Raw genomic sequence first — 25,965 nt, 5'->3', positions numbered from 1 at the left:
AAATCAAATTATGGATGTAAATTTATTTTTTAAAATGTTTGCTAATTGCATTATTACTAGAGGAAAAAACAGAAGTATTATTTTGGATTTGCAGCGAGAAAAATTTTTAGAAATACCCGACACAATGCAAGAGGTTATCGAAGAGTTTGAGAGTAAAAAAAATATTGGCGAAATATATAATTTATATGGGATTGAAAATAGGGCGATTATTGATGAATATTTAAATTTTTTAATTGATAATGAGTTTGGTTTTATAACAGATTTTGATGAATTTGATTTATTTATTAAAATGGATAACAGCTTTGAAATTCCTTCTTGCATAAGTAATTGCATCATAGAAATTTCAAATAAAACCATCGACAAGTTTGAAAGTTCGATGAAAAGTTTAGAGAAATTATTTTGTAAAAACATTCAGCTTGTCTGTTATGAAGAAATTAATCTTGAGAAATTAAAAAGAATTTTAGAAATTACTAAATCTTTCAATTTTTCAACTGAATTAATACTAAAATATTCTGACCAAGTATTTAATTTTATACCAGAAATTAATAAATATAATTTCCAAATTACAAAATTAACTCTTCATAGCGCTTTAAGAAAATACACAAAAATTGAAATTAGTACATTTGATGTTGATTTTATTGATTACGAATTGAAAAGTTTTAAAAGCTGTGGAGTAATCGATGCCAAATACTTTAATGTTAATAAAAATAAAGTGCTTGAATCAATGAATTATAATTCATGCCTAAATAAAAAAATTTCCATTGACAAAGATGGCAATATCAAAAACTGCCCATCAATGATAGAAAGTTTTGGTAACATACAAGAAACTACACTTGAAGAGGCATTAAATCAACCAAATTTTAAAAAATATTGGAATATAAATAAAGACCAAATTGATATTTGCAAAGATTGCGAGTTTAGACACATTTGCACCGATTGTAGAGCTTACATTGAAAGTCCTGAAGACAAGTATTCAAAGCCTTTAAAATGTGGCTATAACCCATATATAAATGAATGGGAAGACTGGAGTACTAACCCTTTAAAGCAAAAGACAATAGAATATTATGGTATGCAAGATTTAGTAAAAAAAGATGCTTAAAAAATTCCCGAATTACATACAATCAGACACAAAGGATTGCGGCGCTACTTGCTTGAAAATTATTGCAAAGCATTACGGAAAAGCTCTAAATATTCAAACTTTAAGGCAATTATCCGAAACTACCAGAAAAGGTAGCAGTTTAATGAATATTTCAGATGCAGCTGAAACAATTGGTTTTAAAACATTAGGAATTAAAATTAATTTGAATAAATTACTTGAAGCACCTTTGCCCTGCATTATTCATTGGAATAAAAATCATTATGTAATCTTATATAAAATAAAAAGAAATATATTTTATATTTCTGACCCGGCAATAGGATTAATAGAGTATTCTAAGGATGAATTTATCAAATTTTGGATAGGGAATAATGCAGACCAAACTACGGAAGAAGGAATCACACTATTACTTGAACCAACACCAAAATTCAATCAATCTGAATACGATAAAGAAGATAATAAATCATTCGGTTTCTCTCTACTGTTTAAATATTTGATACCATATAAATCTTTTGTAATTCAAATTGCAATAGGACTTTTAGCAGGTAGTTTGTTACAACTTATCTTTCCTTTTTTGACACAAAGTATTGTTGATGTTGGTATTCAAAATCAAAACATTCATTTTATTTATTTGATACTTTTTGCTCAATTATGTTTATTTTTTGGAAGTACAGCTTTGGAACTTATAAGAAGTTGGATTTTACTACACTTATCAACTCGAATTAATATATCTCTTATTTCTGATTTCTTTATCAAGTTAATGAATTTACCCATTTCATTTTTTGATGTTAGAATGACGGGGGATATAATGCAACGTATAAATGACCATCATAGAATAGAAAGAATACTAACAACTTCATCCTTGAGTGTATTATTTTCTGCAATAAATATGATTATAATGGGAGGCGTTCTTGCTTATTATAACTTAAAGATATTTGCCGTTTTTTTTATTGGTAGTGTGTTGTATTTCTTTTGGGTTACAATATTTTTAAAAAGACGTAAAGAGCTAGATTACAAACGATTTTCAGAAGTATCACAAGAACAAAGCAAAGTCATTGAACTCATCAATGGAATGCAAGAAATAAAACTCCACAACGCAGAAAAACAGAAACGTTGGGGTTGGGAATACATTCAAGCAAGATTGTTCAAAGTTTCAATGAAAGGTTTAGTACTTGAACAAACCCAAACAATAGGCTCTAATTTTATCAATGAACTAAAAAATATCATTATTATTTTTCTATCCGCCAAATTGGTAATTGATGGACAAATCACGCTCGGTATGATGATGGCAATTTCTAGTATTGTGGGTAGTTTAAATGCTCCAGTATTGCAATTAATAGGGTTTATTCGTGAGGCTCAAGATGCAAAAATATCACTGGCTCGATTATCTGAAATTCACGAAAAAGAAGATGAAATCCAACAAGAACATAACCAAGCTCACGAAATACCAATGAATAGTGATATTATCGTTAAAGATTTATCGTTTAGGTATCTAGGTTCTGATACAATGGTTTTAGAAGATTTAAACCTCACTATTCCAACAAATAAAATAACCGCAATAGTAGGCACAAGTGGGAGCGGTAAAACTACCCTAATGAAATTGCTTTTGAAGTTCTACGAACCCATAAAAGGTGAAATTTCAGTAGGTAAAACACAACTCAAAACAATTGCTCAAAAAACTTGGAGAAGTCATTTAGGATGTGTAATGCAGGAAGGATATATTTTTAGTGATACCATTGCAAATAACATAGCCATTGGGGTAGATATAATTGATAAAGAACGACTAGTCTATGCATCTGATGTAGCCAATATCAAAGAATTTATAGAGGATTATCCATTAGGTTATAATACCAAAATCGGAATGGAAGGTGTTGGTATGAGTACAGGGCAAAAGCAACGATTGCTTATTGCAAGAGCAGTTTACAAAAACCCTGAAATGTTATTCTTTGACGAGGCTACCTCTTCCCTAGATGCCAATAATGAAAAAGAGATTATGCGAAAATTAGATGTGTTTTTTAAAAATAAAACTGTCGTGGTGATTGCTCATAGATTAAGTACCGTTATGAATGCTGACCAAATTGTAGTTTTAGAAAAAGGTAAAATTGTGGAAATTGGAAATCATAAAGAACTCGTTAATTTAAAGGGCAATTATTTTAAACTAGTTAAAAATCAATTGCAATTAGGAAGTTAACCAATGGAAGATAAAAACACATCATTTGAACTAAGAAGCGAAGAAGTGCAAGAAATACTTACGCGTGTCCCTCATTGGCTAATTCGTTGGGGTTCTATAGTCGTTTTAAGTATTTTATTGATGCTTTTTTTCGTTTCTTGGTTAGTTGAATACCCTGATTTGATTTCAACACAAATTGTAATCACAACCAACACCCCACCTGAAAAATTAATTGCAAAAACTTCTGGGAAGATTGAAGTAATACTTATTTCAGATAAAACCGTAATTACAAAGAACACCCCCATTGCAGTAATAGAAAATACTGCTAATTACAAAGATGTTTTTTTATTAAAAAGTATTACAGATACTATTAATATTGAAAAAAACAGCTTCCCATTTGACAAATTACAATCGGCTCAATTAGGAGAAGTTGAAAGTTCTTTTGCAGTTTTTCAAAAAGAGTATTCTGTAGATGAATTAAACAAAAAATTACAACCTTACAAAGTTGAAGGAAAAGCACAAAATATGGAGGCGGTTCAGCTACGAGAAAGATTGAATTTACTTGAATCCCAAAAAAGTATCAATGTAGGAGAACTTGAATTACAAAAAAGTGATTTAGACAGGTATGAAACACTTTATAAAAAAGGAATTATTGCTTCACAGGAATTAGAAAAACACAAACTAACTTATTTACAATCTGAAAAGGCATATAAAAGTTTATTAAGTTCTATATCATCATTAAAGTCTTCGGTAAACGACTTAAATAGAAATAGCAAAACAACACAAATCAATGAGAGTAAAGAAAATGTAAACCTAGAGCGAAATGTTATTCAATCATTCTATCAATTAAAAAAAACCATTAAAGACTGGGAACTTAATTATGTTTTACGTTCATCAATTGATGGAAAAGTATCTTACTTACAACTTTGGGCAGAAAATCAGTCTGTAACTACTGGTGATAATATATTTACTGTTATTCCAAGTAATGAAAACGGCTATATTGGAAAAGTTAAAGCACCCGCTCAAAATTCAGGTAAAATTAAAGTTGGACAAACTGTAAATATTCGATTGGCAAACTATCCCGATAGAGAGTTTGGAATAGTAAAGGGGTTAGTTAAAGCCATTTCTTTAACACCTGATAGAGATGGAAATTTATTGATTGACATTTCTTTGCCAAATGGTCTTCAAACCTCGTATAAAAAACAGATTGCTTTCCAACAAGAAATGACTGGCTCTGCTGATATTGTAACACAGAATTTGCGATTGATTGAACGTTTGTTATATCAGTTTAGGGATGTTTTTAAAAGATAACTTCTGCATTGGCTGTCTATCCCTTTTTTCAAATACCACAATTAAAAGCCTTCTATTTGAGGGCTTTTTTTAAATGTATCAATACTAGCATCATCCTTAAAAAGATTTATTCCAACAATAGTCTATTTATACAAGACAGAAAAAGAAGCTGATAGAAAAAAGAAAGGTTTTAATCTTCATCTTACAACTTTCGTTGACTAAATGTTGACTAAAACCTTTGTGAGGCACTGTTTTTAGGCAGTCTTGGTGGGCGATGAGGGATTCGAACCCCCGACCCTCTCGGTGTAAACGAGATGCTCTGAACCAACTGAGCTAATCGCCCTTAATGCGAGTGCAAATATAGACTACTTTTTTGATATTGCAAACATATTTGAAAAAAAATTATAAAATTTCTGCAACTACAAATGTGCTTCCGCCAATATAAATAAAGTCATTACTACTGGCATTTTCCTTAGCAGCCTGATAAGCATTTGATACTGAAATATATGTTTTGCCAATAAGATTGAATTCAGCCGCTTTTTCTTTTAAAACAGTTTCATCCAAACCTCTAAAATTATTTGGCTTGCAAAAATAATAAATAGCATTTTCAGGAAATAAAGGCAGGATTTCATCTAAGTTTTTGTCATTGACTAATCCTAAAACAATATGTAAATGCTCGTATTTCTCTTTTTTCAACTGATTTAAGACTATTTTCAATCCGTGCGCATTATGGGCGGTGTCACAAATAATTTTTGGATTTTCTCCAAGTTGTTGCCATCTGCCTTGTAATCCGGTGTTTTTAATCACGTTCAAAAAGCCTTTTTTAATTTCAGTTGCTGAAACGCAAATCTGCTTTTTATCCTGCAACACTTTTAATGTTTGCAAAACCGTTTTCTTATTCTGAATTTGATAATCACCAAGTAAAACTGAAGGATACGTTTCTCCAACCAAATCGGAAGCAAAATATATTTCAGATTGCGTTTCATTGGCTTTAGCCATAAATACAGGCTTGGTTTCTGCAACATATTCGCCAATAACAACAGGAATATTTGGTTTGATAATGCCTGCTTTTTCAAAAGCAATTAATTCTAACTTATTCCCAAGGAATTGCGTGTGGTCTAACCCAATATTGGTAATAACCGAAACCAATGGCGTAACGATATTCGTCGAATCCAATCGTCCGCCCATTCCGACTTCAATAATATTGATATCTGTTTCTTCTTTGACAAAATATTCAAATGCCAATCCAACGCTCATTTCAAAAAAACTCAATTCATTGGCTTCAAAAAAGGATTTGTTTTTGTTTATAAACTCGCAAACATAATTTTCTGAAATTGGTGTTCCGTTGATGGCAATTCGCTCGCGAAAATCTTTTAAATGTGGCGAAGTATATAAACCCACTTTGTATCCGGCTTCCTGTAAAACGGATGCCAAAATATGAGAAGTTGAGCCTTTTCCATTGGTTCCGGCGACGTGAATGCATTTCAAATGACGCTCAGGATTTCCTAAATGATTGGCTAGCAAAACAGTATTGGTAATGTCCTTTCTATACGCTGTGGCGCCTTGTGTTTGATACATCGGCAATTTGTTAAACATCCAATCAAGCGTTTCTTTGTAGTTCATAATTTTAGGAAAAAAATTGGCCGGCAATATACTTTTATACGTTTTTTTTCGTTTATATTGTGATGCGAATTCGGAAACACAAAATTGAAATTATTTTCAGAATTAATCGCCATAAATCACATAAATATGATAAGCACTTTTTTACAATTACAGGCTGATACTTTAGCTCAGGCAATTCCCACAGTAAATGAAGCAAATGCTGCTTTAACAAATGAAGTTTCGGTTTTGGAATTTATTTTCAAAGGAGGTTTATTCCTTATCCCAATTGCCATTTTGTTATTTTATACCATTTATCTTGTTTTTGAGCGCTATTTGTATATCCATAAAGCAGCTAAAATTGACAATCATTTAATGAAAGATATCCGCAATCATTTGAATAATGCCAATATTGAAATGGCGGTTTCTTCTGCGGAAAGAACTGGAAATGCCCAGGGCGCCATCATAAAAGAAGGTGTGCTGACCATTGGAAGACATATTGGAGAAATCGAAGGAAACATGGAGCGTGCTGCCAATATCGAAATTGGCTATATGGAAAAGAAACTGGGGCAATTAGGTCTGATTGCCGGTATTGCACCAACGCTTGGATTTATCGGAACTATTTCGGGAGTTATTAAAATTTTCTATAGTATTTCAGTTACTGAAGACATTAGTATCGGAAACATCTCTGGTGGATTATATGAAAAAATGATTAGTAGTGGAGCCGGTTTGATAGTTGGTATTATTGCCTACAGCGCTTATCACTTATTCAATGGAAAAATTGACGCATTTTCATTATCGATTCAAAAACAAGTATTAGAATTTGTAAATATAATTCAACGACCAAATGGCCATAAAGCGAAATAAACGATTTCACGCAGAAGTCGCCACATCTTCGTTGAGCGACATTATGTTTTTCCTGTTGTTGTTTTTCTTAATCATCTCGACCTTGTCAAATCCAAATGTTATCCGAATGACATTGCCAAAATCGAAAACGAATGAAAAGACAAACAAGCAACTTATTACGTTATCTGTAACCGAAGAAAAAAGGTTTTTCATTGATAAAGAAGAAGTGCTTTTGGATCAATTGGAAGCCAGATTACTTGAATTAATGGGTCCGGAAAAGCAACAAACGGTAATCATTAGAATTCCGGCTACATTGCAGGTTCAAGACTTGGTTGATGTATTGCAAATCGGAGTAAAAAACAAACTTAAGTTTGTCATTGCTACGAGTCCAAAATAAGATTTATTAAAATTAAATAGTTTAGCATATGAAACTGAAAACTTTACTGTTGATGGCATTTACAACGGCATCAACTTTTGCACAAGAAACTGAATTCAAATTTTCAAAAGACGGATTGACCGATTTTATTGTTACCACTTATGATGCTTCTGCCAAAGACACTTATATCAGGACAGTAGCATGGGTAAAAGAGAATGCCAAGAAAAACTTTGTGGTAGTTTCTTCTGTCGAAAATGAGAAACTTACCATCGAAGGCACAAAAGAGAATTTTCTTTGCAGTAAAGCTGGAGGAACAAATGTTTGTACTTCGGGGACATTTATCATTGAAATCAATTTTAAAGATGGGAAATACAAATTTGCTGTGCTTGGCCTGACTGAAAAAGCTAATAATTCAGCTAATACTATTGTTCACAATCTGGATGATTTTTCAGAGTATTATGATAAAGATGGAACATTGAAAAAGTATAAAGATGATGTGCCTGCGGCCTATGAATCACTTTTCAATGATTTGAATAAAAGCCTGATTTCCTTTATGGATAAAAAGAAGAAAGCCGAAAACTGGTAAACTTTCTTAATATTATTTAAAACAAAAATCCCATTCATTCGAATGGGATTTTTTATTTTTAGTTCAGACTGAAAGTATAAATTATCTTTCCGACTTGAGTTTCTGGTGCATTGCTATCGGCTTGCCATTTTGTATTCATTGCAGCAATTTTGGCTTGGTCAAGCAAACATCTTGCTGTGTTGGTTGTTCCCTGAACTCCGGCAGTAACACTTACAGTATTTCCGTTTCTGTCTACCGAAACCTGAACAGCAACTCTTCCTTGTTCCTGGCAGGTATAATCAGGTGCAGGTTTGCTTAATGCCTTTCTGTTTCCTAAAGAATATCCCGAACCGCTTCCGTTTCCACCACCGTTTCCGCTTCCACTTCCTGAACCTGTTCCCGAACCGCTTCCTGTTCCGTTACCCGAACCGTTTCCGCCACCAGAACCTGTTCCGCTTCCGTTGCCATAATAACCGCCAGAGTTTAGATTCCCGTTTGCGCTGCCTTTGTTTCCGCCTTTGGTATCATTTCCATCGCCACCTTTGTTGCCAAGTATACTTGATAAAGCATCATCAGCATTTTTCGAAACCTTTGGTTTTACAATCACAGGTTTTATGTCTTTTTTGACAGGAACGGGTTTGGTTTTAACGTCAGTCTTTTTAGGCACAACAACATCATTGACATCGGAGTTATCATCTGAAATAATGTTTTCATCTGGAGTCGGTGCCGTTGCAGCTTTGACCTGGTCTTTTACATTTAGGACTTCGCTTTTATAGTTATCGCCCATACCAAAATCGCTATCGCCAAAGTTCATCTCGATACCGCCACCGCCACCGCCGCCCATGATTTTCATGTCTGCAGGAGGCCAAAAACGTAATAAGAAAAGTAGCAGAATCAACAAAGCATACACTACTGTTGTAATGGCTAACGATTTTTTGTCATCTTCAGTTAATTGAAAACTCATAGCTTTTTCTTTTGTTCGTTAATTATAGATATAACGCTTAAAAATACAAATTATTGTGCAATATCAACAGATATTTTCTACTAAACTAATTGTTTCAGGGCAATTTCAAAAGCAGTTGCGCTGATATTTTTTTTGTCAGCATGCAAATCGTGTGCCTTTTCTAAAGCCTTTTTAATAGTTTCCGAAATGTCGTAGAAAATTGCTTCATCAGTCATTTGTACTTTTTTCTCCATGAAATAAGCAAAGACTCTTGCCATTCCGCAGTTTGAAATAAAATCTGGAATCAAACTTACTTTACTGTCTGTCTCTTCCATGATACTGCCAAAGAAAATTTCTTTATCAGCAAAAGGAACATTAGCACCACATGAAATTACTTCCAAACCATTGTTGATTAAGTTATCGATTTGATCTTTTGTTACCAAACGGGAAGCCGCACACGGTACAAAAATTTCAGCACCAAGTGTCCACACTTTTTCATTTATTTCAGCAAATGGTATCATGTTTTGGGCTACTAATTTGTTTCCGTCTTTATTTAAAAATAGTCTTTTGATTTCTTCAAATGTAAATCCTTCTTCTTTGATAACTCCGCCATCACGATCGATGATACCGACAATTTTGGCTCCCATTTCGGCAAGATAGAAGGCAGCAGCAGATCCCACATTTCCAAAACCTTGTACGATGGCTTTCTTGCCATGTACATCGCCGCCATAAATATGATAATAATGACGAACCGCTTCAGCAACGCCATACCCTGTAATCATATCGGCAATGGTATATTTGCGCAATACATCGGGAGAGAATTTCGGATTTTCAATCACTTTAATTACACCTTGACGCAATTGCCCGATTCGGTTTATTTTATCAGCTTCCGTTGGTTTGAAATGCCCGTTGAAAACGCCTTCCTGCGGATGCCACACACCACATTCTTCAGTGAATGGAATTACTTCATGAATCTCGTCAACGTTCAGATCGCCACCTGTGCCGTAGTAACTTTTTAATAACGGAGACACAGCTTTGTACCAACGTTTTAAAACGCCTTTTTTGCGTGGATCGTTTGGATCAAAGTTAATCCCTGATTTTGCACCGCCAATAGCAGGACCTGAAACAGAAAATTTAACTTCCATTGTTTTGGCTAAAGATAAAACTTCATTCATATCCAGCCCTTTTCTCATTCGGGTTCCACCGCCGGCAGCACCGCCACGAAGCGAATTGATTACTGTCCAGCCTTCGGCCTCAGTCTCGGAATCTTTCCAGTTGAATATTATTTCGGGAGTTTTATTTTCGAATTTTTTTAATAATTCCTTCATGTGTTGTTAGTTTGTGGCGCAAATATAGTAATTCAGAATCTTGGCGTGAATAAAATTAATGATATTAATTCTGAAATTGGCAATGCAATTGAGTGTTGCAAATTTTGAATTTGTTGTAATATTTCACCTAGTAAAACATAGTTTTAACACTTATATTTGACATTTATGTGTTATAATTGTTAAAAACCTATAGAGTTTTCAACATTCTGTCAACGGTAATGGGAAATTAATATATTTGCCAACTTATTAACTAACCAATCCTTATAGAAAATGAAAATTAAATTACTTTCGATAGCTTTTTTAGCTATCAGTAGTTTGTCATGGGCACAAAACAAGCAATCTGCTTGGGCCAGCACCAACAATAGAGCAGATGCCGTTGTTGTAGCGAACAAACAAACGCTTACGAATCTCCAATTATTTGCACTCGATGTTAACGCACTGCGACAATCGTTAACTAATGCACCACAACGATTTACATCAGGTAAATCAAATGTAATTGTGTCGTTTCCCAATGCAAATGGACAATTAGAGCGATTCCGAATTAAAGAATCGTCAAATATGGATCCGGCTTTAGCGGCACGTTATCCTGAAATTAAATCTTATATCGGACAAGGAGAAGATACTCCTGGCTCAACGATATATTTCAGTTTGTCTCCGTTAGGATTGCAAACTATGGTTATCAGAGCTGACCAATCGGCAGAATTTATCGAGCCATACACTACTGATTTAGCAACTTATGCTGTATACAAAAAAGCTGACAAAGCAGCTTCGTTGACACGTTTTGAGTGTAGAGTAATTGCTCAAGCGCAAACGGATTTAACAGCAAGTGGTATTACTGCACGTCCAAATGCGGACGATGCTACATTGAGAACTTATCGTTTGGCGATGTCAGTTACAGGTGAATACACCGCTTATTTTGGTGGAACTAAAGCATTAGCTTTGGCAGCTATCAATAATACTATGACTCGTGTAAATGGCGTTTTCGAAAAGGATTTTTCGGCAAGAATGGTTTTGATTGCCAATACTGATAGTGTAATTTATACCAGCGCTTCAACTGATCCTTATTCACCAGCTTCTGGTTTAGATAACTGGAATTTGCAATTGATGAATACTTTGGTATCTGTGATTGGAAATGCTAATTTTGATGTCGGTCATCTTTTCGGAGCAACAGGTGGAGGAGGAAATGCAGGTTGCATAGGATGCGTATGTAGTAATGATACCAGCACATCAGTTTCCGGTGGAATTACTTCACCAAACAATTATAAAGGAAGTGGTTATACTTCGCCAAACGATGGTGTTCCATCAGGCGATAATTTTGATATTGATTATGTGGCTCACGAAATGGGTCATCAATTTGGTGCCAACCATACTTTTACGCACAGTAATGAAGGAACCGGAGTTCAAATGGAACCAGGTTCTGGATCAACAATTATGGGTTACGCTGGTATTACTGATTTAGATATACAGGCACATTCTGATCCTTATTTCCATTCGGTAAGTGTTCAACAAGTTACCAATTTTATTAAAACAACCACTTGTCAGACTAACACTGCAACAGGAAATTCAATCCCAACTGCTAATGCTGGTTTGGATTATACTATTCCGAAAAGCACGCCGTTTATGTTAACAGGAAGTGCTACAGATGCTAATGGTGATACATTAACTTATTGCTGGGAACAATTCAATTCACAAAGTACGGCAGCCGCACCAAGCGCGACTAAAACAACTGGTGTAAACTATCGTTCTTATAGCCCGACGACTTCTCCAACAAGATATTTTCCGAAAATGTCATCAGTATTGACTGGAGCTACAACTACCGCCGGAAGTGAAATTACGGTTGAGGCCTTATCTTCAGTAGCCCGTACTTTAAACTTCAGAATGACGGTGCGTGATAACAGAGCTGGTGGCGCAGGAAACAATAGTGATGATACAGTTATTACGGTAAATGCTACTGCTGGTCCGTTTAGTGTAACGGCACCAAATACTGCAGTTTCTTATGTTGGAGGCAGCACACAAACAGTTACCTGGGCCGTTGCTGGTACAACAGCAAATGGTGTAAACTGTGCGAATGTTGATATTTTAATTTCAACAAATGCAGGAACTACCTGGACAACTTTGTTAGCTGCTACGCCAAATGATGGAACACAAGCGGTTACTATTCCAAATACAGCTGGAACAACTAACAGAATTATGGTAAAAGGAACTAATCACGTTTTCTTTGATGTGTCGAATGCTAACTTTACGATTACTGCGGGTTCTTCTGATACGACAGCACCAACTGCTCCAACAAGCTTGACAGCTTCCGGAATGACACAAACTACAACCAATTTATCATGGACAGCTTCAACTGATAATGTTGGAGTGACAGGATATGATGTGTATCAAGGTGCTACTTTAAAAGGTTCGACTACAACAGCTACAACTTTTGCTGTAACTGGATTAACAGCTTCAACCGCTTATGCATTTACTGTAAAAGCAAAAGATTTAGCTGGGAATATTTCAGCAGCAAGTAATACGGCTAACGTTACTACTTTAGCTGCAGATACTACTGCTCCTAGTGCTCCGACAACTTTAACAGCTTCGGGAACAACTTATAATGCTACCAACTTATCCTGGACAGCTTCTACAGATAATGTTGCGGTAACGGGTTATGACATTTACCAAGGCGCTACTTTAAAAGGCTCGACTACGACTGCTACAACTTTTGCTGTAACTGGATTAATAGCTTCAACTGCTTATGCATTTACTGTAAAAGCAAAAGATGCAGCAGGTAACGTTTCAGCAGCAAGTAATACAGCAAACGTAACTACTCCGGCGGCGCCAATTTCTTATTGTGCTTCACAAGGAAACAGTACTGCTGATGAAAGAATAGGGAAAGTTGTTTTCGGAACAATTAACAATACATCAACAGGAACTGCTGGTTATGAAGATTTCACAGCTCAATCAACTGCTGCAACAAGAGGAACTGATTATACGATCACAGTAACTCCGGCTTGGACAAGTAGTGTTTATCCAGAAGGATATGCTGTATTTATTGATTACAACCAAAATGGTTTGTTTACAGATGCTGGTGAAACTGTTTGGAGCAATGCTGCTTCTACAACTACTCCGGTTTCAGGTTCTATTACTATTCCGGCTACGGCTGCTTTGGGTAATACAAGAATGAGAGTTTCAATGAAATATAACGCTGTACCAACTTCATGTGAGGCATTCTCTTATGGGCAAGTAGAGGATTATACAGTAAACATTCAGGCCGCTGCAGCGGATACAACAGCTCCAACAGCTCCAACAAGCTTGGCAGCTTCAGGAACTACTCAAACTACAACTGATTTATCATGGACAGCTTCTACAGATAATGTTGCAGTAACTGGATATGATGTGTATAAAGATGGCGCTTTGTTGGGTTCAACCACTACGGCTACAACTTATGCTGTAACTGGATTGACAGCTTCAACTGCTTATGCATTCACAGTAAAAGCAAAAGATGCTGCAGGAAATGTTTCAGCAGTTAGTAATACAGCAAATGTTACAACTTCAGCTGCAGCAGATACAACCGCGCCAACTGCTCCAACAAGTTTAACAGCTTCTGGAACTACGCAAACAACAACTGATTTGTCCTGGACAGCTTCAACAGATAATGTTGCCGTGACTGGATATGATGTGTATAAAGATGGCGCTTTGTTAGGTTCAACCACAACAGCGACTACTTATGCAGTAACTGGATTGACAGCTTCAACGGCTTATGCATTCACAGTAAAAGCAAAAGATGCTGCAGGAAATGTTTCAGCAGTTAGTAATACGGCAAACGTAACTACATCAGCTGCTCCCGATACAACAGCTCCAAGCGCTCCATCAAGCTTAACAGCTTCTGGAACTACGCAAACTACAACTGATTTGTCCTGGACAGCTTCAACAGATAATGTTGCAGTAACTGGATATGATGTGTATAAAGATGGCGCTTTATTGGGTTCAACTACAACAGCGACTACTTATGCAGTAACTGGATTGACAGCTTCAACAGCTTATGCGTTTACAGTAAAAGCAAAAGATGCTGCAGGAAATGTTTCAGCAGTTAGTAATACGGCTAACGTTACAACTTTGGCAAATTCATCTAACGCAACTGATTTAATGTTCACTGAATATATTGAAGGTTCTTCTAATAATAAAGCGTTAGAGATTGGTAACAATACTGGTGCTGCGGTAAGCTTGTCTATTTATACAGTTAAGAAACAAACAAACGGTGCGGGTACATGGAGTACAGGTATTGCATTGACTGGAACATTGAACAACGGAGCTAAATTTGTTTTGGTAAACAGCTCTATAAACATTGCCTGTTACACTGCAGCTAGTGCTAATGTTTCAACTGCAGGAAATGAATTGACATTTAATGGTAACGATGCTGTAGGTTTATTCAAAAATGGTGTTTTGATTGACATCATCGGAACATTTGATGGCGGAACAGCAAACTTTGCTATTGATGTTACTTTAAGAAGAAAGTCTGCGGTTTTATCTCCAAACACAACTTTCAATTTAGCTGGTGAATGGGATTCTTTTGCAACAGATACTTGCGGTGGTTTGAACAACCGTCCAACTGATGCTAGTACTAATCTGAATAACATCAAATTGTATCCAAATCCGGTGAAAGGTGATTTCCTGAATGTTTCAGATTCAGAAAATGCTACTTACAGAATTTTAAATACTCTGGGACAACAAGTTGCTAAAGGTGCAGTTCAAAATGGTGTAATTGCCGTTTCTGGATTGAACTCAAATATCTATTTGTTAGAACTTGAAGTAAATGGTCAAACCGTTGTAAAACGCTTTATCAAAGAATAATTTCAAAGTTTATAGAAACTAAAACGCCACTCATTGAGTGGCGTTTTTTATTTTAATTCGAATAAACAATTCCCGCAGAATGATCGTGTTTTGCTCCAGTAACACTTACCAATACATTAATCTCATTCCGGAGTTTTAAAACGCCAAGCAAGGCAAAAATCAAAGCTTCCTTAAACTCGATAGTTTTTTTATCGGGAATGATTATTTCCAGTTGAGGTAAATGAAACTTCATGCGCTCTATTAAGAAATCATTATACGTTCCGCCACCAGTAGCCAAAAGTTTCCCTTTTTTATTAGGCAAAGCCACAGCTGTTTGTTGGGTAATGTGCTCTGTAAAAGTGTGCGTTTTGTCTTCGATTGCGATATTGTATCGTTCAATCAATGGCAAAACAGTTTCTTTTACAAATTCAAATCCGAGTGATTTTGGAAACGGTTTTTTGTAATAATCCAACGCATTTAATTCATTCAGCAAATCAGTATTTAGTTTTCCCGATTTTGAAATGGTGCCTTTATCGTCATAATCGAATCCAAGTTGATTCGCATAAAAATTCAGAACAGTATTTACCGGAGAAATATCAAAGGCAATTCGGCAGCCATTTTGTTCAAATGAAACATTCGAAAAGCCACCCAAATTCAAACAATAATCATAATCAGAAAACAAAATCCGGTCACCAATCGGAACCAAAGGCGCGCCTTGTCCACCAAGCTGAACATCCTGCACTCTGAAATCGCAAACTACAGTTTGATTAATTAGTTTTGCTATTTCGGGAAGATTTCCAATTTGAAGTGTAAATCCGTTTTGTGGCTGATGCAGAATCGTATGGCCGTGAGAACAAACAGCGTCGAGGTTTTTTAGATTGTGTTTTTCGATAAAAGATTTGATAACATTCGCCAACAGCACAGTGTAATCTTGACTGAGTTGTTGCAATTCAGTTTCCGAAAAATCGACAGCAGTTTTTAATTTATTCAGCCAATCATTCTGATAGGAAACAGTTTCGGTTTCAAGAATATTAAAATCCCATTTACCATCAACTATCGAAAAATGAATATGCGCCAAATCGATGCCGTCAAGCGAAGTGCCAGACATTACTCCGATTACATTATAAGTTTCTTTGTGCATTGGCTAAATTTACGAAAACGTTTGAAATTTTAACTTTATTATCATACTTTTGGACACCAAAATTAAAGAATAGAAACACATAATCTTCACAACTATGGATTTTAATTTAACCGAAGAACAGATAATGATTCAACAAGCAGCGAGAGATTTTGCTCAGGCTGAATTATTACCTGGCGTAATTGAAAGAGACGAGCATTCCAAATTCCCAAAAGAACAGGTAAAAATGATGGCGGAATTAGGGTTCTTGGGAATGATGGTTGACCCAAAATACGGTGGTGCCGGATTAGATAGTGTTTCTTATGTTTTGGCGATGACCGAAATTGCTAAAGTTGATGCTTCGGCAGCGGTTATTATGTCGGTTAACAATTCTTTGGTTTGTGCCGGAATGGAAAAATATTGTTCAGAAGAACAAAAAATGAAATACTTAGTGCCTTTGGCAAAAGGAGAAGTTATCGGAGCATTTTGCCTGTCAGAACCGGAAGCTGGAAGTGATGCGACTTCGCAAAAAACGACTGCCGAAGATAAAGGCGATTACTATTTGTTAAACGGAACGAAGAACTGGATTACCAACGGAGCAACTGCTTCAACTTATTTGGTAATTGCCCAGACTGATGTTGAAAAGAAACACAAAGGAATCAATGCTTTTATAGTAGAAAAAGGTTGGGCCGGATTTGAAATTGGACCAAAAGAAAAGAAGATGGGAATCCGCGGAAGCGATACGCATTCATTGATGTTTAGTGATGTTAAAGTACCAAAAGAAAACAGAATTGGTGCCGATGGTTTTGGTTTCAACTTCGCTATGAATGTATTGAACGGAGGAAGAATCGGGATTGCATCACAAGCATTGGGAATTGCGACCGGCGCTTATGAATTGGCATTGAAATATTCTCACGAGAGAAAAGCATTTGGAAAAGAAATTTTCAAACACCAGGCGATTGCATTCAAATTGGCGGATATGTTTGTCAAAATTACTGCGGCGAAACTTTTGATTATGAAAGCCGCCAGCGAAAAAGATGAAGGAAAAGACATTGCACATTCGGGTTCAATGGCAAAATTATATGCTTCGGAAATTGCTTTGGAAGTAGCAAACGAGGCAGTTCAAATTCATGGCGGAAACGGTTATGTTGCCGAATACCATGTAGAGCGCATGATGCGTGATTCTAAAATCACTCAGATTTATGAAGGAACTTCAGAAATTCAAAGAATTGTAATTTCCCGTGGATTGGTATAATTTTTTTTCTTATATTTGAGAAGAATAATTCTTAAAATTTAAAATTAATAATCACTAAACCCTTTCAGCAACGAAAGGGTTTTTTGATTTAATAAATTCTGAAAACCTATACTGCTTTTTTACCAGACCGGTTTTGTTTTTTTTGACTAAATTTGGAATAATTTCTAACACAAACGATTATGGGAAAAGCAGGGTTTTTTATATTACTTTTTGCAACCTCGTTTTCGGTTTTTGCACAAAATAAAATTGATGCCAAAAAAGTAGAAATTGGATTAGAATTCGAAGTTTACCCTGTGGGATACATGATTGTTGGAACATCTAATATTTTTTTAAAAGATGATTTAGCTTTGAGATTTCGTGTTGGAGGGAATTTTGCAGACAGAGGTGATAAAAGCGGTTTCAATGATAGTGAAATTGCCAAAGGCTATGGAGCCAGCATTGGAATCGTAAAATATTTTCCGGTAAAAGGCGGAAAAATCATTGCGGGTTTTGCTACCGATTTTTGGTTTATGAAAACCGATTGGATTGATAATTCTGTGAAAGGAACCACTACGAATCTGGTTATTCAGCCTTGGATAAGTTCAGGGTATTTATTCGATTTTTCTAATAAATTTAATGCAGGGATTATTTTGGGTTTTGGTAGAGAAATCAACACTTTTAATAAAGGAGAACAAGTTGGACAAGGCTTTATGGGAAGCATTTCCGTTCAGACAAATTACAAATTAAACTAGTTTATGTACGACGAATTAAAATATTGGTATCTCCGCGATCACAAATTGTTTTGGACATTGAGCATGAATCAAATCAGACAATTGTGTATTATTACGGGTTTTAAAAAAGCTAAGAAAGGCGATATCATTTACTTTTCTTCTTCGGATGTGCCACGTGTTTTTTTACTCAAAAAAGGAAATATCAAAATTGTTTCCATCGATGAAGAAGGCAATGAAACCATCAAAGATATTATCGAAAAAGGCGACTTGTTTGGAGAACTCGAACTCGACAGCGACAGAAATTCCAATGAATATGCCAAAGCCTTAACGGATGACATTATCATTTGCAGCTTTCTGATGTCAGACTTTGAAGACTTACTGTTGAGAAACCCAAGTTTGGCTTTGTCTTACACGAAGTTTGTTGGACTGAAACTAAAACGCATCAAAAATAATTATGCCAACTTGATTTCCAAAGATGCTAAAACAAGATTGCTGACCTTCTTAAAAGATTGGGCAGAGCGCGATGGCAAAAGAGAAGGCAACCGGGTTACTATCGAAAATTATCTAACCCAAAACGATATCGCCCAAATCATTTGTACTTCGCGCCAAACCGCAACTTCTTTGCTAAATGAATTAGAAGAAAATGGATTGATGCATTATGGCAGAAAGGAAATTATTATTGAGGATGTTACAAAATTAGGATAAACCATCATGATAACCTTCGACCATTATACCATCCGATTATTAGAACTAAGCGATTTAGAGAAATACTTTTCGCTAATTGAAAAGAATCGTAAACGACTGGAAGATTTTTTCACAGGAACCGTTTCGAGAACCAAAACTTTCGAAGACACAGAACTATTTTTAAAAGAGATAATTCAGAAACGCTACGGCAAATTGTATTATCCTTATATAATTGAGAACCTTGATAATAATGAAATCGTTGGTTTTATTGATATAAAAAACATCGACTGGAATATCCCAAAAGCGGAATTAGGTTGTTACACCGATGAAAACTATGCCGGAAAAGGAATAACATCCAAAGCATTTTCATTGTTTACGGATTATTGCTTTAATCATTATGGTTTTGCCAAATTGTTTTTAAGAACTCATGAAAGTAATTTTGCTGCTCAAAAACTAGCCGAAAAAGCAGGCTTTCAAATCGAAGGCAGAATCTGCAAAGACTATAAAACCACAAAAGGCGAAGTCGTCGATTTGATTTATTACGGAAAGATAAAAGAGTAAAATTCAAAGCAGGGAAAATCGTCCATCACCTTGCGTAAATCATCCATTTTATAGCCTTTAAAGCTGCCGCATCTTTGCATTGTCAATAAAGACAAACAACTTTAAAGAAAAATAAAATGACAACATTTACAGTTCCAACAAGAGAACAAGTTTCAGAAAACAACCAAGTAGTATTTGATAATTTACAAAAAGCATTAGGATTTGTGCCTAATTTATACGCTTTCATCGGAAATTCAAAAAACGGATTAGAACGTTATTTAGCGTATCAAACAGCAAAGTCAACTTTAACCAATAAAGAAAAAGAAGCGGTAAACTTAATCGTGAGTCAGGTTAATGAATGTGTTTATTGCCAAAGTGCGCATACGGTTTTGGGGAAAATGAATGGTTTCTCAGACGAACAATTGTTGGATATCAGAAAAGGAAAAGCAACCGATGCTAAACTAAACGCTTTGGTACAATTGGCTTCTGACATCACTGCAAACAGAGGAAAAGCAAGTCAAGCTACTATTGATAATTTCTTTGCACAAGGCTACACTAATGAAAGTTTAGTCGATTTGAACTTGTTGATTAGCGATAAAGTGGCAATGAACTTCTTGCACAATCTTATCAAAATACCAGTAGATTTTCCATTAGCTCCGGCATTATAATTTGTAAATTAGCAAACCAATTCGCTACGGATTGGTTTGTTTTTAATTTTTAAAAGTCATGAACGAAGAAAAAAGATTTCCGCTACCACCATTTAATATGGAAACTGCTTTGCAAAAAGTAAAACTAGCCGAAGATGCCTGGAACAGTAAAGATGCCGAACGGGTTTCAAAAGCATATACCATCGATACCGAATGGAGAAATCGTACCGATTTCATTAATGGTCGTGATGAAGTTGTAGCTTTCTTAAAGGGTAAATGGGAAAATGAGAATCACTACAAACTCAAAAAGGAATTGTGGGGTTTCCGCGAAAATCGAATGGCTGTCCGATTTGAATATGAATATCAAAATCACGCTGGACAATGGTTTCGTGCTTATGGCAACGAACTTTGGGAATTTGACGAAAACGGATTAATGCGCAAACGTTTTGCCAGCATCAATGACATGGAAATAACAGCAGAAGAACGATATTTATAAAAATGACCAATCAAAACACTTTTACTTTAGTGGATCCGCAAACCGGAAACTTGGCTTTTAAGCTTTTTTCGTTTGACGATAACAATCATTTTGACCACATTCAAAGGTTGAATTATTATTCTTTGATTTGGATAAAAGAAGGAAATGGCAAGGTCAAAGTTGATTTTTCAGAATATGATTTTACCAAAAATCAATTGTTGGCTTTTGCTCCGTATCAACCTTTTATGCTGACTTCAACTTCAGCAATTAACGGAATCGTGATTCAGTTTCATCCCGATTTTTTCTGCATTCATAAACACCATCAGGAAGTGGCCTGCAGCGGAGTTTTGTTCAATAATATCTACGAGCCGCCTTATGTGACTATTGATGAAGTTACCAAAAACACTTTTGAAATGCTTTTGGAACAAATCAAATCTGAAATGCAAAACCCAGCTTTGGCACAATATGAACTATTGATTTCGTATCTCAAAATATTCCTAATCACAGCGTCACGATTAAAGAAAGAGCAGCAACCAGAAGTTTCTGTAACTTCAACAGATAAAGAACCTTTTATACTGCAAAATTTAAAAAACTATATAGAGATTCATTTCAAGTTAAAGCATTCGCCAAGCGATTATGCCGATTTGCTAAACATAACACCAAAAGCTTTGGCCAAAATGACCAAAAATCATTTCAACAAAACGCTTTCCAATCTGATTGCAGAACGAATCATCATTGAAGCCAAACGCGAATTATATCTGACGAATAAATCGGTAAAAGAAATTGCGTATGAGTTGGGTTATGACGACGAACATTATTTCAGCCGTTTCTTCAAAAACAATGCTGATGTTTCACCACAGATTTATAGAGAAACCGTGGGATTTGCACGAGCCATGGTGTAATCGCAAACTATTTTGCATGTAATGTAAACTACCCGACAATTGCGATTTTAAATCCGATATACTTTTGTTAATGAAATTTAAAACAAGGTGTAACTCATTAAAAATTGTAATATGAAAAATGTAAAAATGTTCAGTATGGTTGTATTATTTACAATCGCAGGTTCTTTAGCAAATGCACAACAAAAACCTAAAGCGGCAAAATTGAAAAAACATGTGTGTACTGAAGCTTGCCATAAAGCAGGTAAATGTGTTCTTGCTCATGGCGAAAAAGGTCATAAATGTGATGCAAATTGCAAAAAGATGTAGATACAAATCTTTAGTTTTTATAATGTGAAAAGGGCAATAATTGTTAGGTGTTATTGCCCTTTTTTGTTTTTAGAAATTAAGTTTGATTTATTAAAATTTTGATAAAATTATTCGCTTTGTAAATTTGAATTATAAATTTTACTACAATGAAAAAAACAGCCAAACTCTTATTCTTACTGCTATTTTTTATGTTGACTGCTTGTGGGCAATCAAATAGCAAAACAAATTCCAAGACGAATGGAATTGTGGTACTCGAACTTTTTACCTCGCAAGGTTGTAGCAGTTGTCCTCCGGCAGACAAGATTTTGGCGAGCTATGTTTTAAAAAACAATCCTAAAATCATTCCGTTGGCTTTTCATGTTGATTATTGGAATTATTTAGGTTGGAAAGATCCATTTAGCAAAGCAGAATTTTCAAACAGGCAAAGAGAATATGCTAAAAACTTCGATTCTTATTCGGTTTACACTCCACAATTAATAGTCAATGGCAAGCATGAAATTGTTGGTAGCAACGAAAGTGGAGTTGAAAAACTGGTCAATAAAGAATTAAATCTGAATAACGATGTTAGTTTAGAAATAACATCAGCAACAATTTCCGGAAATAAGTTGTTGGTAAATTGGAAAACCAATAGCGGCGAAAAAAACGTAACTATCAATATAGCGTTGGTAAAAAAGAATGAGTTTGTCCAAATTAAAAGAGGTGAAAATTCAGGACTAAAACAAACCAGTTATAATATAGTCTTCGACTTTAAAGAACAAACTTTGGATGCAAATACTAAAAATCAAATAGCTTTCGATTTTAAAGATACTTGGCAATCGGATGATTTTATAGTGGTGGCTTATTTGCAAAAAAATCATAGCGGAGTAATTGAAACAGCTTGCCAAACAGAAATTAAATAGCAACTATAACCAACTTAATATTTTGTAAAATGAAAATACTAAACTCAAAGTCACACGGGCTTGTCGATTATCTTTTTGTACTGCTTTTGTGGGCATCACCAACATTATTTCACCTTCCGGAAACAACGGCACTTTTTACGTATGTTCTGGGAAGTATTCATTTAGTAGTAACAATAACTACCGATTTTAAATTTGGGTTGTTAAAATTGCTCCCTTTTAAATTTCACGGCTGGATTGAACTAATTGTTTCATTTGCCTTAATTGGAGTCGCTTTTTATCTGGAAAACATAGAAGGAGCATTGTCACGTAATTTCTACTTTGGGATAGCGGTTTTGGTTTTTATTACTTGGTTAATTACCGATTATTCCAGTTCCGAATAAAACTAAAGAGAAATGGCTGTCACTTTGATTTAATGTTATTCAGCGCAATGAATTAATTAAAAACTATTTTACAGTTAATGTAAACTAACCGACATTCGAGAGTTTCATTACTATTTAGCTTTGTACTATTAAAATAAATATATTATGAAATCAAAGATTACTACGTCAGTTCGCCTATCAGGCTCGGGTCACGAAAACCTAAAAATCAATTTTAAACGCTTGAGTAAAAAGCTATTTATATTCCCAATTTTATTCCTATTTTTTTCTTGCCAAGTAGAAGGCGATTTAACGCATACTGTGCAAAACAGTGTTCCGATTACGCCAACAGCAGTGCTAAAATACCACGGAATTTTTGTTCCAACCAGTGGAATTACAGTTTCGGGCGAAGCCAAAATTTATCTCGAGGGTAATTTATACAGAGTGCAATTAGAGGATTTCAGTATTTCAAACGGCCCTGATTTAAAAGTCTATTTGTCAAAATCAGCTGAGCCAATTGATTTTGTAAATCTTGGTAATCTGACTTCTCAAACAGTTTATCCAATTCCGGAATCGGTTAATGTTGCCGAATATTCACATGTGCTTATTCATTGTCAGCAATACGATCATTTGTATGCTATTGCCGAATTAATTCAAAACTAAAAAAATGAAAAAGTTAGTTTTCATATTTATATTATTAGCAAATCATGCTTTTTCGCAAGGTTGCAGCGATGCCGGAATTTGTTCCATCAATCACGGTTTTACTACTGAAGAAAAAAGCTTTAAAAATCATATTGAGATTGCTGCGATATTTGGTGCTGGCGAATCAGATGTTCGCTATATTTCGCCTTATGTTTCGTATACCAAACGATTTAATGACCGATTTTCTTTTACGAGTAAAGTTACTTTTTCAACTGCCACTGGAAGTTTTGGCACAAGAAGTCAATTTGGTGATGCTTTCCTGATTGGAAATTATACGTTTAAAGAAAAGAACAAAAAACAATGGAGCGCTTTGCTTGGATGGAAGTTTCCTTTTACGGCTTCCAATTTGAAGATTAATGGCTATTCGTTGCCGTTGGATTATCAGTCGAGTTTGGGAACAATCGATTTGTTTTTGGGTACCAATCTCAATTATAAAAAATGGGATTTTAATGCGGCGCTTCAGATTCCGGTGTTTAATCTGAATAAGAATTCCTATTTCAAAGAATATGGCGGAACAGATGATTTTCCGTCAACTAATTTGTTTGAACGAAAATCAGATGCATTACTAAGAGCAACGTATTCTGTAAAAACGCCGAATAAAAAATTTACGTTCAAGCCCAATGTGCTGTTCATTTATCATTTGGGTGAAGACAGTTATAAAAACATTTTTGGACAAAGAGAAAACATTGACGGTTCCGATGGTTTAACCATAAACGGAAACCTGATAACATCTTACAATCTGAGTAAGCAAAGCAGTTTGGAACTTTCGTTGGCAACACCATTTGTAGTTCGCGATGTTCGCCCTGACGGATTAACCAGAAGTTTTGTTGCCGGACTTCAATATCAATATTCATTCTAAAACTTAAAAATAAAAAAAATGAGAAAAATACTTTTAATGCTGTTTATCACAATGGCTTCTGCTCAAACTTATGCTCAAAATCAATATTTAAAAAATGGCGTTGCTGTCCAAGGTTATGATGTTGTGGCTTATTTTGAAAGCAACAAACCTATTCAGGGCAACAGTGAAATTAAAACAGAATACAACAAAGCAACCTATTTCTTTTCATCAGAAAAAAATAAAGAAATATTTCTGAAAAATCCGGAGAAATATGCGCCGCAATTTGGGGGTTATTGTGCTTACGGTGTTTCAGAAAATCATACGTCGCCAACAGATCCTCAGGCATTCACAATTGTTGATGATAAATTGTATTTGAATTATAATCTGAAAGTAAAAGAATTATGGTCAAAAGATCGTGAAGAGCGCATCGTTAAAGCCAATCAGAACTGGGAAAACTTAAAAAAATAATTTTTTTATCTGAAATGTAAAGTAGCAGACAAAGTTGATTTTTCACCTTATATATCTTTGTCTCATTAAAAAAAAGAACTAAATTTAATGTCATGAAAAAACAAATTTTAATCTTATTCGTTGCCTTTATTTCGGTAACAGCATTCGCTCAAACAGCAACAAAAAGAGTAACCGAATTCAATTTGGATAAAAAAACAGCCATTCAGGGATATGATCCTGTAGCGTATTTTACGCAGAAAAAAGCAGTAAAAGGGAAATCAACATTAGCAGCAACTTATGAAGGTGTGACGTATAATTTTTCGTCGCAAGCCAACAAAGACTTGTTTCTGAAAAATCCCGCTAGTTACGAACCACAATATGGCGGCTGGTGTGCTTATGCGATGGGAGCCAATGGTGAAAAAGTTGAAATCAATCCGGAAACCTTCAAGATTGTAGACGGAAAATTGAATTTGTTTTACAATGCATTTTTCAACAACACTTTGAAAAGCTGGAATAAAGACGAAGTCAATTTGAAGAAAAAAGCAGACGCGAGCTGGAAGAAAATAATCAACTAAGACCCAGAAAATGAAAAACCCAATATTCACTTGGATTGTAAAACTTATAGCAGTTATCATCCTTGTACAAACTTTGTATTTTAAATTTACCGGAGCAGAAGAAAGCGTTTATATTTTTACCAAACTTGGAATTGAGCCTTTTGGAAGAATTGGTTCCGGAATAGGCGAATTAATTGCGTCGATTTTAATTTTAATACCAAGAACAACTTTACTAGGTGCATTAATGGGTGCAGGAACAATGCTTGGTGCTATTTTTTCTCACTTATTTGTCTTGGGAATTGTTGTGAAAAATGATGGTGGAGAATTATTTATTTTGGCAATAATTACTTTACTTTGTTGCACGATACTAATTATCCAGAATAGAAATAAAATTCCGGATTTGCTAAAACTTAAGTTGTAAATAAAAACATGCTTATACCATCTTTGCATAAAGCGTTAAATGAATTGGAGTTGTTGTTACAGCAACTCTCCAATGACGATTTTACTT

Annotated in this window: 26 protein-coding genes and 1 tRNA gene; 22 read left to right on the top strand and 5 right to left on the bottom strand. The window is 35.1% G+C overall.

Annotation, left to right across the window (positions count from 1 at the left end; all coding sequences use genetic code 11):
* Positions 1 to 10: 10 nt before the first annotated feature.
* From gwsS to ABIQ27_RS04950, 3 genes are read left to right on the top strand one after another with little or no spacing between them, the layout of a single operon-like run.
* Entirely contained in the window at positions 11 to 1,099 is a 1,089-nt protein-coding gene (gwsS, locus tag ABIQ27_RS04960) for a grasp-with-spasm system SPASM domain peptide maturase (protein ID WP_348032610.1), read from the top strand.
* Positions 1,092 to 3,287 carry a peptidase domain-containing ABC transporter gene (locus tag ABIQ27_RS04955; RefSeq protein WP_348032608.1) on the top strand — a complete coding sequence of 732 codons (2,196 nt, stop codon included), beginning with the start codon at positions 1,092 to 1,094 and terminating at the stop codon, positions 3,285 to 3,287. The genes gwsS and ABIQ27_RS04955 overlap by 8 nt, the downstream gene beginning before the upstream one ends.
* Positions 3,288 to 3,290: 3 nt before the next feature.
* Positions 3,291 to 4,577 carry an HlyD family efflux transporter periplasmic adaptor subunit gene (locus ABIQ27_RS04950; RefSeq protein ID WP_348032606.1) on the top strand — a complete coding sequence of 429 codons (1,287 nt, stop codon included), beginning with the start codon at positions 3,291 to 3,293 and terminating at the stop codon, positions 4,575 to 4,577.
* Positions 4,578 to 4,821: 244 nt separating this feature from the next.
* Here ABIQ27_RS04950 and ABIQ27_RS04945 read toward each other — a convergent pair.
* Positions 4,822 to 4,899: transfer RNA gene (locus ABIQ27_RS04945), tRNA-Val, on the bottom strand.
* Between the two features lie 59 nt (positions 4,900 to 4,958).
* The gene (locus ABIQ27_RS04940; protein WP_348032604.1) at positions 4,959 to 6,179 is read right to left on the bottom strand and encodes a folylpolyglutamate synthase/dihydrofolate synthase family protein; all 1,221 of its coding nucleotides are present in this window, start codon (positions 6,177 to 6,179) and stop codon (positions 4,959 to 4,961) included.
* Positions 6,180 to 6,308: 129 nt separating this feature from the next.
* Here ABIQ27_RS04940 and ABIQ27_RS04935 point away from each other — a divergent pair, with 129 nt between their 5' ends.
* From ABIQ27_RS04935 to ABIQ27_RS04925, 3 genes are read left to right on the top strand one after another with little or no spacing between them, the layout of a single operon-like run.
* Positions 6,309 to 7,022 (top strand): MotA/TolQ/ExbB proton channel family protein, encoded by a 714-nt coding sequence (locus tag ABIQ27_RS04935; RefSeq protein WP_348032655.1) that lies wholly within the window; start codon positions 6,309 to 6,311, stop codon positions 7,020 to 7,022.
* Positions 7,003 to 7,398, top strand: coding sequence for a biopolymer transporter ExbD (locus ABIQ27_RS04930; RefSeq protein ID WP_348032602.1), 396 nt, complete (start codon positions 7,003 to 7,005; stop codon positions 7,396 to 7,398). The genes ABIQ27_RS04935 and ABIQ27_RS04930 overlap by 20 nt, the downstream gene beginning before the upstream one ends.
* 28 nt (positions 7,399 to 7,426) lie before the next feature.
* Entirely contained in the window at positions 7,427 to 7,963 is a 537-nt protein-coding gene (locus tag ABIQ27_RS04925) for a hypothetical protein (RefSeq protein WP_348032600.1), read from the top strand.
* A 58-nt stretch (positions 7,964 to 8,021) separates the two neighbouring features.
* On the opposite strand, the gene ABIQ27_RS04920 is transcribed toward ABIQ27_RS04925, so the two are convergent.
* Positions 8,022 to 8,906 carry an energy transducer TonB gene (locus tag ABIQ27_RS04920; RefSeq protein ID WP_348032598.1) on the bottom strand — a complete coding sequence of 295 codons (885 nt, stop codon included), beginning with the start codon at positions 8,904 to 8,906 and terminating at the stop codon, positions 8,022 to 8,024.
* A gap of 80 nt (positions 8,907 to 8,986) precedes the next feature.
* A complete protein-coding gene (locus ABIQ27_RS04915) occupies positions 8,987 to 10,213 on the bottom strand; it encodes a Glu/Leu/Phe/Val dehydrogenase dimerization domain-containing protein (RefSeq protein ID WP_348032596.1) in 1,227 nt (408 codons plus the stop codon).
* Between the two features lie 270 nt (positions 10,214 to 10,483).
* On the opposite strand from ABIQ27_RS04915, the gene ABIQ27_RS04910 reads away from it, so the two are divergent.
* Complete coding sequence (locus tag ABIQ27_RS04910) at positions 10,484 to 15,046, top strand: reprolysin-like metallopeptidase (RefSeq protein WP_348032594.1); 4,563 nt, start codon at positions 10,484 to 10,486, stop codon at positions 15,044 to 15,046.
* Between the two features lie 52 nt (positions 15,047 to 15,098).
* Here the strand turns inward: ABIQ27_RS04910 and ABIQ27_RS04905 are convergent, their stop codons facing one another.
* Positions 15,099 to 16,166, bottom strand: a complete 1,068-nt coding sequence (locus ABIQ27_RS04905) for an anhydro-N-acetylmuramic acid kinase (RefSeq protein WP_348032592.1) — start codon at positions 16,164 to 16,166, stop codon at positions 15,099 to 15,101.
* Between the two features lie 94 nt (positions 16,167 to 16,260).
* On the opposite strand from ABIQ27_RS04905, the gene ABIQ27_RS04900 reads away from it, so the two are divergent.
* From ABIQ27_RS04900 to ABIQ27_RS04830, 15 genes are all read left to right on the top strand, one after another.
* Complete coding sequence (locus ABIQ27_RS04900; RefSeq protein WP_348032590.1) at positions 16,261 to 17,397, top strand: acyl-CoA dehydrogenase family protein; 1,137 nt, start codon at positions 16,261 to 16,263, stop codon at positions 17,395 to 17,397.
* Between the two features lie 179 nt (positions 17,398 to 17,576).
* A complete protein-coding gene (locus tag ABIQ27_RS04895) occupies positions 17,577 to 18,128 on the top strand; it encodes a hypothetical protein (protein ID WP_348032588.1) in 552 nt (183 codons plus the stop codon).
* Between the two features lie 3 nt (positions 18,129 to 18,131).
* The gene (locus ABIQ27_RS04890) at positions 18,132 to 18,812 is read left to right on the top strand and encodes a Crp/Fnr family transcriptional regulator (protein WP_348032586.1); all 681 of its coding nucleotides are present in this window, start codon (positions 18,132 to 18,134) and stop codon (positions 18,810 to 18,812) included.
* A 6-nt stretch (positions 18,813 to 18,818) separates the two neighbouring features.
* Positions 18,819 to 19,352, top strand: coding sequence for a GNAT family protein (locus ABIQ27_RS04885; RefSeq protein WP_348032581.1), 534 nt, complete (start codon positions 18,819 to 18,821; stop codon positions 19,350 to 19,352).
* Between the two features lie 116 nt (positions 19,353 to 19,468).
* Entirely contained in the window at positions 19,469 to 19,999 is a 531-nt protein-coding gene (locus ABIQ27_RS04880; RefSeq protein ID WP_348032579.1) for a carboxymuconolactone decarboxylase family protein, read from the top strand.
* A gap of 58 nt (positions 20,000 to 20,057) precedes the next feature.
* Entirely contained in the window at positions 20,058 to 20,474 is a 417-nt protein-coding gene (locus tag ABIQ27_RS04875) for a nuclear transport factor 2 family protein (RefSeq protein WP_348032577.1), read from the top strand.
* Between the two features lie 2 nt (positions 20,475 to 20,476).
* Entirely contained in the window at positions 20,477 to 21,355 is an 879-nt protein-coding gene (locus ABIQ27_RS04870; RefSeq protein WP_348032575.1) for a helix-turn-helix domain-containing protein, read from the top strand.
* A gap of 111 nt (positions 21,356 to 21,466) precedes the next feature.
* Positions 21,467 to 21,661, top strand: a complete 195-nt coding sequence (locus ABIQ27_RS04865) for a hypothetical protein (protein ID WP_348032573.1) — start codon at positions 21,467 to 21,469, stop codon at positions 21,659 to 21,661.
* Positions 21,662 to 21,807: 146 nt separating this feature from the next.
* Positions 21,808 to 22,560: a DUF1223 domain-containing protein gene (locus ABIQ27_RS04860; RefSeq protein WP_348032571.1), complete on the top strand. Its 753-nt coding sequence runs from the start codon at positions 21,808 to 21,810 to the stop codon at positions 22,558 to 22,560.
* A gap of 29 nt (positions 22,561 to 22,589) precedes the next feature.
* On the top strand, positions 22,590 to 22,940 hold the full coding sequence (locus tag ABIQ27_RS04855) for a hypothetical protein (RefSeq protein WP_348032569.1): 351 nt from the start codon (positions 22,590 to 22,592) through the stop codon (positions 22,938 to 22,940).
* 144 nt (positions 22,941 to 23,084) lie between these two features.
* Positions 23,085 to 23,579 carry a DM13 domain-containing protein gene (locus ABIQ27_RS04850; RefSeq protein ID WP_348032567.1) on the top strand — a complete coding sequence of 165 codons (495 nt, stop codon included), beginning with the start codon at positions 23,085 to 23,087 and terminating at the stop codon, positions 23,577 to 23,579.
* 4 nt (positions 23,580 to 23,583) lie between these two features.
* Positions 23,584 to 24,477, top strand: a complete 894-nt coding sequence (locus ABIQ27_RS04845; protein WP_348032565.1) for a hypothetical protein — start codon at positions 23,584 to 23,586, stop codon at positions 24,475 to 24,477.
* Between the two features lie 18 nt (positions 24,478 to 24,495).
* Positions 24,496 to 24,924 (top strand): YHS domain-containing (seleno)protein, encoded by a 429-nt coding sequence (locus ABIQ27_RS04840; RefSeq protein WP_348032563.1) that lies wholly within the window; start codon positions 24,496 to 24,498, stop codon positions 24,922 to 24,924.
* A 92-nt stretch (positions 24,925 to 25,016) separates the two neighbouring features.
* Positions 25,017 to 25,478, top strand: coding sequence for a YHS domain-containing (seleno)protein (locus ABIQ27_RS04835; RefSeq protein ID WP_348032561.1), 462 nt, complete (start codon positions 25,017 to 25,019; stop codon positions 25,476 to 25,478).
* A 10-nt stretch (positions 25,479 to 25,488) separates the two neighbouring features.
* On the top strand, positions 25,489 to 25,878 hold the full coding sequence (locus ABIQ27_RS04830; protein ID WP_348032559.1) for a DoxX family membrane protein: 390 nt from the start codon (positions 25,489 to 25,491) through the stop codon (positions 25,876 to 25,878).
* Positions 25,879 to 25,965: the final 87 nt, after the last annotated feature.

Origin of the sequence: Flavobacterium sp., from assembly GCF_039916025.1 — a bacterium.
In the GTDB taxonomy this organism is placed as follows: domain Bacteria; phylum Bacteroidota; class Bacteroidia; order Flavobacteriales; family Flavobacteriaceae; genus Flavobacterium.
This window is presented reverse-complemented; position numbering and strand designations above follow the sequence as displayed.